Here is a 12,859-nt window from a genome sequence, read left to right as displayed (position 1 = left end):
TCGCCGCTTCCGATTTTCACGCTCAGCGAGCAGAGTCACTTCGATGGCCGTTCCTAAAAGAAAAACTTCGCCTTCTCGCCGGAACATGCGCCGGTCGCACCACGCGCTGGGCGCCAACTCCTTCGTCGAGGACAAGGACTCGGGCGAACTGCGCCGTCCGCACCACGTCGATCTGAAGACCGGCCTGTACAACGGCAAGCAGATCCTGACGCCGAAGGAAGACTAGTCCTTCGGTCCGCTCCGTCCCGACGGAGCGACAAGACGAAGCCTGAAAGGCGGCGGTCTCCGGACCGCCGCCTTTTCGCTGTTCCGCGAGCTCCCACGGTTGTCCGGGCACGGATTTCGACGATGCCGTCGAAAGAACCGTGTTATCCTGGCGGCAGGGAGATTTGCCCATGCTCACACGCCGGAAACTAACGGCGGGACTGGGATTGTCGCTGATGGCCGAACAGGCCTGGGCTCGATCCGCGACGCCCGCGCCCCTGGCGCGACAGGCTTCGCCTCAGCCGCCGCCGACGCCGCCGCCAACCGCGCCCCCCGCTCAGGCCGAGCCGCCCGCGGTCTTCCTCGACACGGCGCTGGACGCGATCGACCGGATGACGGTCGAGGTGTTCATCAACGCGCAGGGGCCCTTCAACTTCGTGATCGACACCGGCGCGGACCGCAGCGCGCTGTCGACGACCCTGGCGGAGCGCCTGGGCCTGGAGCGCGGTCCCGACGTGATGCTGCACGGGGTCGGCGGCTCAGCCCTGACCCCGACGGCCAAGGTGCCGCTGATGGTGGCCGGCGACGCGAGGATGAAGGACGCCGAACTGCCCGTGCTCACGCCCGAACGGCTGGGCGTGGACGGCCTGCTGGGCGTCGACATGCTGGAGGACCGCAACGTCATCATGGATTTCCGCCGCAAGCGGCTGGAGGTCCGGCGCAGCAGCCCCCTGTCGACCGCCTATCCCGGCGCTCGCGAGGTCTCGGTCCTGGCCGACGCTCGTTTCGGTCGGCTGGCGGTCGCCAACGCCCGGGTCAGCGGCGTGCGCTGCGTGGCCTTCATCGACTCCGGCTCCGGGGCCAGCATGGGCAACATGGCCCTGGCCCAGGCCATCAAGCTGCGCGTGCGCCGCAAGCCGGAACCCGCCATGGCCGTCCGGCTGATCGGCGTGGCGGGCGAGGCGACCGTGGGCGAGCTGCGCGTGGTCCGCTCGATCGACTTGGGCGCCCTGCGGATGACCAACCTGCCGCTGGTGCTGGCCGACCTGCACATCTTCGATATCTGGAACCTCAACAGCCGTCCCGCCGTGCTGCTGGGCGTCGACGTGCTGAAGATGTTCGCTCGCGTCGAGCTGGACTTCGGTTCGGACCGGGTGAAGTTCCGCCTGGGCAAGGGCTGGACGCCGCCAATCCTGCAGGCGTGACGCAGGGGGAGCCGCGAACGCTCGTTCCGACGATCCGGCCAGCGCCGGTTGCGGTTCGTGGCCCGCGCCGCTAAGGGGAAGCGCCTTTTGAAAGGGGAGCTCCCATGACCGAGATCGTCGACATCATCGCCCGCGAAATCCTGGACAGCCGCGGCAATCCGACGGTCGAGGTCGACGTCGTTCTGGAGGATGGCGCCTTTGGTCGCGCCGCCGTGCCCTCGGGCGCCTCGACGGGCGCGCACGAAGCGGTCGAAAAGCGCGACGGCGACAAATCCCGCTACGGCGGCAAGGGCGTCAAGGCGGCGGTTGAGGCCGTCAACGGCGAGCTGTTCGACGCGCTGTCCGGCGTCGACGCCGAAGACCAGCGCCGCATCGACAACCTGATGATCGAACTGGACGGCACGCCCAACAAGAGCCGCCTGGGCGCCAACGCCATCCTCGGCGTCTCGCTGGCGACCGCCAAGGCCGCCGCGGAATCGGCCGGCCTGCCGCTCTACAAATATGTCGGCGGCGTCTCGGCCCGCGTCCTGCCGGTGCCGATGATGAACATTATCAACGGCGGGGCCCACGCCGACAATCCGATCGACATCCAGGAATTCATGATCCTGCCGACCGGTGCGCCGACCTTCGCCGAAGCCCTGCGGATGGGCGCGGAGATCTTCCACGGCCTGAAGAAGGCTCTGAAGGACGCCGGCCACAACACCAATGTCGGCGACGAAGGCGGCTTCGCCCCGAACCTCGGCTCGGCCGAGGACGCGCTGGCCTTCATCGTCAAGGCGGGGGAGGCGGCCGGCTACAAGTCGGGCGAGGACTTCGTCCTGGGCCTGGACGTCGCCGCCACCGAATTCTTCAAGAACGGCAAGTACGAGCTGGAGGGCGAGGGCAAGAGCCTGGACCCCGCCCAGATGGTCGACTACCTGGCCAACCTGGCCGGCAAGTTCCCGATCCTGTCGATCGAAGACGGCATGTCGGAGGACGACTTCGAAGGCTGGAAGCTGCTGACCGATACCCTGGGCAAGAAGGTCCAGCTGGTGGGCGACGACCTATTCGTCACCAATCCCAAGCGCCTGCAGATCGGCCTCGACAAGGGCCTGGCCAACTCGATCCTGATCAAGGTCAACCAGATCGGCACCCTGTCGGAGACCATCGACGCCGTCGATCTGGCCCACCGCAGCGCCTATACCAGCGTCATGAGCCACCGTTCGGGCGAGACCGAAGACAGCACGATCGCCGACCTGGCCGTCGCCCTCAACTGCGGTCAGATCAAGACCGGCTCGCTGGCCCGCTCGGACCGGCTGGCCAAGTACAACCAACTGCTGCGCATTGAGGAAGCCCTCGACGACCAAGCCGTCTATGCCGGTCGCGCGGTGCTCAAGGGCCGCTAAGCGACTCTCGGCTCCATGCCTCGCCGTCGGGCCACGACGGCGAGGCATGGAGCTGGTCTTGCGGCGCTATCGCCCGCGCAGGGCGGACTATTCCTCCGCTACGCGACCCAGGGCGCGCACGTCGGCCAACGACAGGTCGGCCTTCTTGACGACATAGGCCGTCGCGGCGACGAAGCGTTGATAGGCCTGGATGTCGGAAGCGACGTCGGCGGGAGCGTTGGCGCTGGGGCCCGCAAAGAGCCTGTTGTCCATATAGGCGCCGCCCGCGGGCCGGACAGGCTGGCCGGGCAGGGGGACATCGCCCATCACCAGGTCGCGGAGTTTGCCGCTGCGGGGCCGCCAGCCGCCCCCGTTCACGCGCTCCAGACGCTCGGGAGCGTGGACCAGGGTCAACAGCATGATCTGCATGGTCAGGCTGGCGGCCTTGTCGGCCTTGGCGTTGGAGTCGCTTTCCGCGCGGCCAAGCCCGAGCCCGAAGGTTATCCAGCGGCCGGAATCTTCCCACAGCGTGACAAAGGCGTCCCTGTCGAGCGGCACTTGCAGCCCGTCTCCGAAGTCCATTTTGGGCGGCTGGCCCTTGATGACGCTCGGCTTGGGACCGTCGCCGGCGATGGAACGTTCGCGACGCACGCCGCCGTACGCTAGGGCAGGCGCCAGGCCGGCGCCGGCGAGAGACAGGATGAAAGCGCGACGTTCAAACATGTAATCCCCCCAATTTTGTTACCGCTACCCTATAACGCCGACGGCGGTTTTCATAGTCCGCGTGGCGCTCGGATCCGGCGATTCGGGAAGCTCTCAGCACGGATCGCTCGATCCGTGGGCGCCGGGCGCCACGGCTGGCCCACAATTTTTCTAAAAGCGAATCCGGCTTTGCATCGCACCGCCGCAGAAAACGCCGCCAAACGACCGTTCAGATGCTGCGACGCGGTATCTAGATGCCCTTGAAACGATCTCAAATGAAAGCGTTAGGGAACTGCTTTCAAGCTCTTGCGGCGGCCCCGCAGAACCCCCCGTTTAGTAAGGCGTTAAGCATGATCGGGCAGGGTAAACTTCCCCTCCTGGGAATCGCTGATGTTCGCCCGACTGCAACCCTTCCTGCCGACCGCGGCGCTCCTTCTGCTGATCACCTACTTCGTGTTTCACGCCCTGACGGGCGAGCGCGGCCTGTTGTCGACGTCGCAGCGCAACGCAGATCTCGCCGCCAAGACGCTGGAGTTGAAGAAGATCCGCGCCGAAAGGATGGACCTGGAGGCCCGTGCTCGTCTATTACGCAGCGGCAGTTTGTCGGCGGACCTCCTGGAAGAACGCGCGCGTTCGCTCCTGGGATACGCCGACCCGAGGGACTACGTGATCCGCACCCCGCGCTGAGCGTTTGGTCGGAGAACCGGTCTTCGGCTCTGCCGACGGATCAGGCGAGCCTGGCCCGTTTCGGGTTTGACAAAGGGTCCCCATCTACGCGGAACCGAAGGTTCATTCGGCCGGTGGGCGTCCAGGAGTAGGCCGCGATGAAGATTGGCCAGGGAGAGTTGAATGGCGCGTACGCGCAAGGGTGAAGCCCCCGCGGGGAAGGCTGACGCCACCGGTGTCAACGCCTTCGTCGGCAAGGACGAGCTTCTGAAATTCTACCAGGACATGCTGTTGATCCGCCGCTTCGAGGAGCGGGCCGGCCAACTGTACGGCATGGGCCTGATCGGCGGCTTCTGCCACCTGTACATCGGTCAGGAAGCCATCGCCGTCGGCATGCAGTCGATCAAGGTCAAGGGCGACCAGATCATCACCGGCTACCGCGACCACGGCCATATGCTGGCCGCTGGCATGGACCCGAACGAAGTCATGGCCGAGCTGACCGGCCGCGCGGGCGGTTCGTCGCGTGGCAAGGGCGGCTCGATGCACATGTTCGACGTCGAGACCGGCTTCTACGGCGGCCACGGCATCGTCGGCGCCCAGGTGTCGCTCGGCACCGGCCTGGCGCTGAACAACCACTATCGCGGCAACGGCAACGTGGCCTTCGCCTATTTCGGCGACGGCGCGGCCAACCAGGGCCAGGTCTACGAGAGCTTCAACATGGCCCAGCTGTGGAAGCTGCCGGTCGTGTACGTGATCGAGAACAACCAGTACGCCATGGGCACCAGCGTCGAGCGTTCGGCGTCGGAGACCGCCTTCCACAAGCGCGGAACCTCGTTCCGGATCCCGGGCGAGGAAGTCGACGGCATGGACGTGATCGCCGTGGCCGAGGCCGGGGCCCGCGCCGCCGAGCACGCCCGGAGCGGCCAGGGCCCGTTCATCCTCGAGATGAAGACCTACCGCTATCGTGGCCACTCGATGTCGGACCCGGCCAAGTACCGGACCAAGGACGAGGTCGACAACGTCAAGCAGACCCGCGACCCGATCGACCACCTGAAGGAACGCCTGGCCAAGGCCGGCGTCACCGAGGACGACCTGAAGGTCGTCGACGCCGAGGTGAAGCGCGTCGTGGCCGAGGCGGCCGAGTTCGCCCGCACCAGCCCCGAGCCCGATCCTTCCGAACTCTACACCGACGTATACCTGGAGGCCGCCCAGTGACGGACATCCTGATGCCCGCCCTGTCCCCGACTATGGAAGAGGGGACCCTGGCCAAGTGGCTGGTCAAGGAAGGCGACACCGTCAAGGCCGGCGACGTGATCGCCGAGATCGAGACCGACAAGGCGACGATGGAGGTCGAAGCCGTCGACGAGGGCGTGATCCAGTCGATCCTGGTTCCGGCCGGGTCGGAGAACGTCAAGGTCAACACGCCCATCGCCAAGCTGGCCGGCGACGAGGGCGCGGCCGAACCGGCCGCCGCTCCTGCCCCGGTGGCCAAGCCCGCCGCGGACGAGGCCAAGTCGGGCGAGCCCGAAAAGGCCCCGATCCCGGCCGGCGTGCCCTCGGCCGCCTCGACCTTCGCCGATCCGGAAATCCCGGAAGGCACGCCGCTGAAGAAGATCACGGTCCGCGACGCCCTGCGCGACGCCATGGCCGAAGAGATGCGCCGCGACGACAAGGTGTTCCTGATGGGCGAGGAAGTCGCCCAGTACCAGGGCGCCTACAAGGTCTCGCGCGATCTGCTGCAGGAGTTCGGCGACAAGCGCGTGATCGACACCCCGATCACCGAGCACGGCTTCGCCGGCCTGGGCGTCGGCGCGGCCATGGCCGGCCTGAAGCCGATCGTCGAGTTCATGACCTGGAACTTCGCCATGCAGGCGATCGACCAGATCATCAACTCGGCCGCCAAGACGCTCTACATGTCGGGCGGCCAGATCAAGTCGTCGATCGTGTTCCGCGGCCCCAACGGCGCGGCCTCGCGGGTCGGCGCCCAGCACAGCCAGGACTACGCGGCCTGGTACGGCAACGTCCCCGGCCTGAAGGTCGTCGCGCCCTATGACGCGGCCGACGCCAAGGGCCTGATGAAGGCCGCCATCCGCGACCCGAACCCGATCGTCTTCCTCGAACACGAGATGATGTACGGCCACGAGTTCGACATCCCGGACGTCGAGGACTGGATCGTGCCGATCGGCAAGGCCAAGGTCCGTCGCCAGGGCTCGGACGTCACCCTGGTGGCCTACAGCCGCATGGTGGGCTTCGCCCTGCAGGCGGCCGAGGAACTGGCCAAGGAAGGCATTTCGGCCGAGGTCATCGACCTGCGTACGATCCGCCCGATGGACCACGACACGATCCTGGAAAGCGTCAAGAAGACCAACCGTCTGGTCACGGTCGAGGAAGGCTGGGGCCCGATGGGCGTCGGCGCCGAGATCGTCGCCCGGATCACCGAGTTCGGCTTCGACTACCTGGACGCCCCGCCGCTGCGGGTCCACCAGGAAGACGTGCCGCTGCCCTATGCGGCGAACCTGGAAGCCCTGTCGCTGCCGTCGGTCCCCAAGATCGTCAAGGCGGCCAAGACGGTCTGCTACCGGTGATCATCCGGCCCGTTCACCTAGGCCCTGGCCTGTGTGGACGGGCGCGGAGGCCGTCATGACCCAGTCCCTCAACGGCTCCTGCCACTGCGGCGCGGTGCATGTGCAGCTCGACCCCGGCAAGCCGGTGGCCGAGCTGGCCCTGCGGGCCTGCCAGTGCTCGTTCTGCCGTCGGCAGGGCGCGCGGACGACCAGTGATCCCGGCAGCCGGCTGCACATCACCGCCGCCCCGGGATCGCTGACGCGCTACCGGTTCGGGCGGCGGGCGGTGGATTTCCTGATCTGCCGGGAATGCGCCGTCTACGTGGCGGCGATGATCGAGGACGAGGGCCAGGCCTACGCCACCCTCAACGTCGTGGGGACCGACCTGCCGGGTTTCGCCGACCGCGAGCCTGAACGGCTGGACTATCACGACGAAACGGACGAACAACGCCTTGCCCGTCGCAAGGCCAAATGGACGCCGACCGTTCTGGTCGAAGCCGTCCCGAACGCTTGAGGAAGAAGCTCAATGTCGATCGACATCCTGATGCCCGCCCTGTCGCCCACCATGGAGGAGGGGACCCTCGCCAAGTGGCACGTCAAGGTCGGCGACACCGTCAAGGCCGGCGACGTGATCGCCGAGATCGAGACCGACAAGGCCACGATGGAGGTCGAGGCCGTCGATGAAGGCGTGATCGAAGCCATCCTGGTCGACGCCGGGACCGAGAACGTCAAGGTCAACGCCCCGATCGCCAAGCTGGCCGGCGAGGGCGAGAGCCCCGCGCCCCCCCCCTCAAAGGAGGCGCCCGCCAAGGCCGCTCCGGCCGCTGAAGCGCCCAAGGCCGCTCCGGCTCCCGCCGCGCCTGCCCAGGCCGCCGGCGAGACCGCCGCGCCGGCCAAGCCGGCTCCGGCCGCCGCCCCGACCGGCGACCGAGTCTTCGCCTCGCCGCTGGCCCGTCGCCTGGCCTCGGCCGCGAACCTGGACCTGAAGTCGATCGCCGGCACCGGCCCGCACGGCCGCGTGGTCAAGGCCGACGTCGAGGCCGCCCAGAAGGGCGGCGCGCCCGCCGCCAAGGCCGCCCCGGCCTCGGCGCCCGCCGCCGCCTCGGCCCCCGCCGAACCGCGCAAGGTGCTGTCGCTGGAGCAGATGGGCATCCCCGCCGGCTCCTACGACCTGGTCCCGCTGGACGGCATGCGCAAGACCATCGCCCGCCGCCTGACCGACAGCTTCCGCGACGTGCCGCACTTCCCGCTGACGATCGATCTGGAGATCGACGCCCTGCTGGCCGCCCGCGCCAAGATCAACCACCTGCTTGAAGGCCAGGGCGTGAAGGTGTCGGTCAACGACATCATCATCAAGGCCGTGGCCGTGGCGCTCAAGCGCGTGCCGGAGGCCAACGCCTCCTACACGCCCGAGGGCATCGCCCTGCACAAGCACGCCGACATCGCCGTGGCCGTGGCCATCGACGGCGGCCTGATCACCCCGATCGTCCGCGCCGCCGAGACCAAGGGCCTGGCCCAGATCTCGGCCGAGGTGAAGGACCTGGCGGCCCGCGCCAAGTCCAAGAAGCTGAAGCCCGAGGAATTCCAGGGCGGCACCTTCTCGGTCTCCAACCTGGGCATGTTCGGCATCAAGGCCTTCGCCTCGATCATCAACGAGCCGCAGGGCGCGATCATGAGCGTCGGGGCCGGCGATCAGCGTCCGGTCGTCAAGAATGGCGAGTTGGCCGTAGCCACGGTGATGACCGTCACCCTGACCTGCGACCACCGCGTGGTCGACGGCGCGATCGGGGCCAAGTTCCTGGCCGCCTTCAAGCCGCTGATCGAAGAGCCGCTGACCCTGATCGTCTAACTCGGGCTGGGGAGGGCAGCGATGTCCGTCTACGACTATTCCGCCAAGACGCTGGACGGCCAGGACGCGAGCCTGGCCGACTATCGCGGCCAGGTGCTGCTGATCGTCAACACGGCCAGCAAGTGCGGCTTCACCCCGCAGTACGAAGGGCTGGAGACGCTGTACCGGGACCATAGGGACAAGGGCTTCACGGTCCTGGCCTTCCCCTGCAACCAGTTCGGGGCCCAGGAGCCCGGGAACGCCGAGGAGATCGCCAGCTTCTGCTCGCTGACCTACGACGTGACCTTCCCGGTCCTGGCCAAGATCGACGTCAACGGCCCGTCGGCCCATCCGCTCTACGCTTACCTGAAGCACGAGCAGAAGGGCCTGCTGGGCACCGAGGCGATCAAATGGAACTTCACCAAGTTCCTGATCGGCCGTGACGGCGAGGTCGTCGAACGCTTCGCTCCCACCACCAAGCCTGAAGACCTGAAGCTCGCCGTCGAGGCGCTGCTGTAACTCCCGGATCGGTTTGCAGATCGATCGACCGACGCCCGCCGGCTCCCCCCGAAGGCGTCAAAGCTAGGGTAAGAAGACCATGTCCACGGAATTCGACGTCGTCGTCATCGGGGCCGGCCCCGGCGGCTATGTGGCCGCGATCCGCGCCAGCCAGCTGGGCCTGAAGACGGCGATCATCGAGCGCGAGAACCTGGGCGGCATCTGCCTGAACTGGGGCTGCATTCCGACCAAGGCGCTGCTGAAGTCCGGCGAGATCTATGAGCAGCTGTCGCACCTGTCCGGCTACGGCCTGTCGGTCGAGAAGGCCTCGTTCGACTTCGCCAAGATCATCGACCGCTCGCGCGGCGTGGCCAAGACCATGTCCTCGGGCATCGCCTTCCTGATGAAGAAGCACAAGATCGAGGTCGTCGAGGGCGAGGCCACGCTCGAGAAGGGCAGCCCGTCGCCCAAGGTGGTCGTGGCCCTGAAGGCCGGCGGCAGCCGCACGATCCAGGCCAAGAGCGTGATCCTGGCCAGCGGCGCCCGGGCCCGCGACATCCCCGCCATCGGTGCGGTCTCGGACGGCGACAAGATCTGGACCTATCGCGACGCCCTGGCCCCCAAGGTCATGCCCAAGTCGCTGGTGGTTATCGGCTCGGGGGCCATCGGCATCGAGTTCGCCAGTTTCTACCGCGCCCTGGGCGCCGAGGTGACCGTCGTCGAGGCCGTCGACCGCATCATGCCGGTCGAGGACGCCGAGGTCTCCAAGGCCGCCCAGAAGGCCTTCGAGAAGCGCGGCATCACCTTCCGCATCGGCGCCAAGGTGACCAAGGTCGAAAAGACCAAGGACGGCGTCTCGGTGGCCGTCGAGGTCGGCGGCAAGGCCGAGACCCTGACTGCGGCCGTGTGCATCGTCGCCGTCGGCATCGCGCCCAACACCGAGGGCCTGGACGCCATCGGCCTGAACATGGACCGAGGCCACGTGGTCACCGGCAAGCATGGCGAGACCAATGTGCCCGGCCTCTACGCCATCGGCGACGCCGCCGGCCCGCCCTGGCTGGCCCACAAGGCCAGCCACGAAGGCATCCACGCGGCCGAGCACATCGCCGGCTACAAGACGCCGCACGTCAACTCGCCGATCCCCGGCTGCACCTACGCCAACCCGCAGGTCGCCTCGGTGGGCCTGACCGAAGCCGCGGCCAAGGCCGCCGGCATTGAGGTCAAGGCCGGCCGCTTCCCGTTCCGCGTCAACGGCAAGGCCGTGGCGGCGGGCGAGATCGAGGGCTTCGTCAAGACGGTGTTCGACGGCAAGACCGGCGCCCTGATCGGCGCCCACATGATCGGCCACGAGGTCACCGAGATGATCCAGGGCTTCGTCACCGCGATAACCCTGGAGGCCACCGAGGAAGACCTGCACGGCATCGTCTACGCCCACCCGACCATGTCGGAAGCCATGCATGAAGCCGCGCTCGACGCCTATGGCCGGGTGCTGCACATCTAGTGACCCAATCCTTCTCCCCTTGCGGGAGAAGGTGTCGGCGCAGCCGACGGATGAGGGGTCCCTCAACGGAAAACGCCGCGACCGGCCTTTCGGCTAGTCGCGGCGTTTGCGTTCTTCGACCCCTCACCCGACCTCCTGCGGAGGCCACCCTCTCCCGCAAGGGGAGAGGGAAGGGGTGTTACGGTCGCTTGCGCAGCTGGGCGTCGACGCTCCATTCGCCCGGTCCGGCGAAGACCAGGTACAGGAAGACGAAGCAGAACAGGATCGCCGCCTCGCCGCCATTCAGGGCCGGCCAGAAGCCCTTCGAGAAGTGGGCCAGGAAATAGGCCACGGCCATCTGGCCCGACAGGACGAACGCCACCGGACGGGTGAACAGGCCCAGCACCAGCAGCGCGCCGCCGACCATTTCCAGCCAGGCGGCCGCCACCAGCATCGGCGGCAAGGGATCCGGCGCGCCCGGCTGGGGACCGGGGAAGTGGAACACCTTCATCAGGCCGTGCTCCATGAACAGCAGGGCGGCGATGATCCGCAGCAGGCTGAGCACCCGCGGCGCCCATACGTTCAGTCGTTCCATGTCGTCTTTCCTCCGTTGAGAGTCTGCGACGAAGAAAGCCGCCGCCTATACGAAGTTGCCCGACTCAGGCCGCGTCAGGGTGGAACGAAAAACCCCTGCGAGCCATGGCTCGCAGGGGTTCGGAAGACAATGCAGCGGTCTTCATCACGCCGCCCTGGCGTCCTGGTCGGCCATGCGCTGGATGGCGACATAGTCGGTCTTGCCGCTGCCCAGCACCGGCACCTGCATGACCTTGAGGATCTTGCGCGGCACTGCCAGTTCCGGCGCGCCGATGCTCTGGGCGTGAGCGACCAGGGAGGTGACGGCGGCGTTCTGGCAATCGGTGACCAGGACCAGCTTCTCGCCCTTCTTCTTGTCGGGCATCGAGATCACCGCGTGCCGGCCATCGGGCCACACGGCGCTGGCCAGGTCCTCGGCGGCGGTCAGCGAGACCATCTCGCCGCCGATCTTGGCGAAGCGCTTTACCCGGCCCTTGATTGTGATCCACAGGTCGTCGGAGACGGTGACGACGTCGCCGGTGTCGTGCCAGCCGCCCTCGGGGGCGTCGACGCCGCCGTCCTCGCGCAGATAGCCCGACATGATGTTGGGGCCGCGCACCAGCAGGCGGCCGCCCTCGGGAATGCCCTCGACCGGCTCGATCTTCCATTCCTGGCCGGGCAGCAGGCCGCCCACGGTGCCGCGTCGATTGTCGTCGGGCTTGTTGACCGCGATCACGGGCGAGGCCTCGGTGGCCCCGTAGCCTTCCAGCACCGGCACGTTCCCGAACCGCTCGGTGATCAGGTTATGGGTCTCTTCCCGGACCTTTTCGGCGCCGCAGACGATGAACTTCAGGCCCGCCAGTTCGTCGCTGTCGGAGGCGCGGGCGTACTGGTTGACGAAGGTGTCGGTGGCCAGCAGCACCGAGGCGCCGGTGTCCTTCAGCAGCGCCGGGATCTGCTTGGTGTGCAGCGGCGAGGGGTATTGGAACGCCTTCATGCCGGTCAGCATCGGCAGGATCACCCCGCCGGTCAGGCCGAAGCAGTGGAACACCGGCAGCGGATTGAAGAACACCCAGGCGGGATCCAGGTCGATATGGGCGGCGATCTGCATCGCGTTGGAGACCAGGTTGGCCTGGCTCAGCACCACGCCGCGCGGCGCGCCGAAACTGCCCGAGGTGAACAGCACCACGCCTGGATCCGAAGGCTTGGCGTGGGCGCGCAGCCGACGTGGAAAGGCGCCGGCCACGGCGGCGAACAACTTGTCGCCGATGCCGATCGTGCTTCGCACGTCCTCCAGATAGGTGATCGTCGCCTTGGCCTCGAGGGCGTCGACGATGTCGTGCAGCTTGCCCAACTCAACGAACTTGTGGGCGGTCAGCACGCGCTTGACGCCCGCCAGCTCGCAGGCGGCGCGCAGGTTGCGCAGGCCGGCGGTGAAGTTGAGCATGGTCGGCACCCGCCCGAAGGCGTGCAGGGCGAAGAAGGTCACCACCGCCCCCGACCCCGACGGCAGTAGGATGCCGACATGTTCGCCCGGCTGGGTCATGGCCGCGATCTTGCGACCCAGCGCGAAGCTGGCGCGCACCAGGTCGGTGTAGCTGAGCGGATTGCGGTCCTGGTCCTCCAGGATCTGCTTCCTGGCGCCGTACTTGTCGCGGGCGTCGAGCAGGGCGTCAAAGAGGGCCTTGTGGCCGTCCTGCGCATTGAAAACTACCGGCATGCCGGCGAAACCTCCCGGAAGCGCGCTAGCGCGCCCTCGTCTGATTGAAGCGGGA

General features: G+C 67.5%; 12 protein-coding genes and 2 pseudogenes. 11 read left to right on the top strand and 3 right to left on the bottom strand.

Features of this window, described 5'->3' with window-relative positions; genetic code table 11:
• Nucleotides 1-43: 43 nt before the first annotated feature.
• The 3 genes from rpmF (at nt 44) to eno (ending at nt 2,794) form a co-directional block, all read left to right on the top strand.
• Nucleotides 44-226, top strand: a complete 183-nt coding sequence (gene rpmF, locus G3M57_RS14165) for a 50S ribosomal protein L32 (protein WP_007671126.1) — start codon at nt 44-46, stop codon at nt 224-226.
• A gap of 169 nt (nt 227-395) precedes the next feature.
• Nucleotides 396-1,409 (top strand): retroviral-like aspartic protease family protein, encoded by a 1,014-nt coding sequence (locus G3M57_RS14160; protein ID WP_163231276.1) that lies wholly within the window; start codon nt 396-398, stop codon nt 1,407-1,409.
• A 104-nt stretch (nt 1,410-1,513) separates the two neighbouring features.
• Complete coding sequence (eno, locus tag G3M57_RS14155; RefSeq protein ID WP_056750201.1) at nt 1,514-2,794, top strand: phosphopyruvate hydratase; 1,281 nt, start codon at nt 1,514-1,516, stop codon at nt 2,792-2,794.
• An 87-nt stretch (nt 2,795-2,881) separates the two neighbouring features.
• Here eno and G3M57_RS14150 read toward each other — a convergent pair whose 3' ends face one another.
• Nucleotides 2,882-3,496 (bottom strand): hypothetical protein, encoded by a 615-nt coding sequence (locus tag G3M57_RS14150; RefSeq protein WP_056750204.1) that lies wholly within the window; start codon nt 3,494-3,496, stop codon nt 2,882-2,884.
• A gap of 369 nt (nt 3,497-3,865) precedes the next feature.
• Here G3M57_RS14150 and G3M57_RS14145 point away from each other — a divergent pair, with 369 nt between their 5' ends.
• The 8 genes and pseudogenes from G3M57_RS14145 to lpdA all read left to right on the top strand — a co-directional run bounded on the left by G3M57_RS14145 (nt 3,866) and on the right by lpdA (nt 10,532).
• Nucleotides 3,866-4,162, top strand: a complete 297-nt coding sequence (locus G3M57_RS14145) for an FtsB family cell division protein (RefSeq protein WP_035074961.1) — start codon at nt 3,866-3,868, stop codon at nt 4,160-4,162.
• A 162-nt stretch (nt 4,163-4,324) separates the two neighbouring features.
• A complete protein-coding gene (gene pdhA / locus G3M57_RS14140) occupies nt 4,325-5,356 on the top strand; it encodes a pyruvate dehydrogenase (acetyl-transferring) E1 component subunit alpha (RefSeq protein ID WP_035074964.1) in 1,032 nt (343 codons plus the stop codon).
• Nucleotides 5,353-6,726 carry a pyruvate dehydrogenase complex E1 component subunit beta gene (locus G3M57_RS14135; protein ID WP_056750211.1) on the top strand — a complete coding sequence of 458 codons (1,374 nt, stop codon included), beginning with the start codon at nt 5,353-5,355 and terminating at the stop codon, nt 6,724-6,726. Before pdhA ends, G3M57_RS14135 begins: the two co-directional genes overlap by 4 nt.
• Nucleotides 6,647-7,066 (top strand): annotated as a pseudogene (locus G3M57_RS28055) (GFA family protein); the annotation flags it as partial. The gene G3M57_RS14135 and the pseudogene G3M57_RS28055, both read left to right, overlap by 80 nt.
• 69 nt (nt 7,067-7,135) lie before the next feature.
• Nucleotides 7,136-7,219 (top strand): annotated as a pseudogene (locus tag G3M57_RS14130) (aldehyde-activating protein); the annotation flags it as partial.
• 12 nt (nt 7,220-7,231) lie between these two features.
• Entirely contained in the window at nt 7,232-8,554 is a 1,323-nt protein-coding gene (locus tag G3M57_RS14125) for a pyruvate dehydrogenase complex dihydrolipoamide acetyltransferase (RefSeq protein ID WP_163231274.1), read from the top strand.
• A gap of 21 nt (nt 8,555-8,575) precedes the next feature.
• Nucleotides 8,576-9,052 carry a glutathione peroxidase gene (locus G3M57_RS14120; RefSeq protein ID WP_163231272.1) on the top strand — a complete coding sequence of 159 codons (477 nt, stop codon included), beginning with the start codon at nt 8,576-8,578 and terminating at the stop codon, nt 9,050-9,052.
• Nucleotides 9,053-9,131: 79 nt separating this feature from the next.
• The gene (gene lpdA / locus G3M57_RS14115; protein WP_163231270.1) at nt 9,132-10,532 is read left to right on the top strand and encodes a dihydrolipoyl dehydrogenase; all 1,401 of its coding nucleotides are present in this window, start codon (nt 9,132-9,134) and stop codon (nt 10,530-10,532) included.
• Between the two features lie 178 nt (nt 10,533-10,710).
• Here lpdA and G3M57_RS14110 read toward each other — a convergent pair whose 3' ends face one another.
• Together G3M57_RS14110 and G3M57_RS14105 are read right to left on the bottom strand one after the other, a co-directional pair.
• A complete protein-coding gene (locus G3M57_RS14110; RefSeq protein ID WP_056750225.1) occupies nt 10,711-11,106 on the bottom strand; it encodes a DoxX family protein in 396 nt (131 codons plus the stop codon).
• A gap of 144 nt (nt 11,107-11,250) precedes the next feature.
• The gene (locus tag G3M57_RS14105) at nt 11,251-12,804 is read right to left on the bottom strand and encodes an AMP-binding protein (RefSeq protein WP_163231268.1); all 1,554 of its coding nucleotides are present in this window, start codon (nt 12,802-12,804) and stop codon (nt 11,251-11,253) included.
• Nucleotides 12,805-12,859: the final 55 nt, after the last annotated feature.

Source organism: Caulobacter rhizosphaerae, from assembly GCF_010977555.1.
Taxonomy (GTDB): Bacteria; Pseudomonadota; Alphaproteobacteria; order Caulobacterales; family Caulobacteraceae; genus Caulobacter; species Caulobacter rhizosphaerae.
The sequence above is the reverse complement of the archived record's forward strand: the minus strand, read 5'-3'. Positions and strand labels throughout refer to the sequence as shown.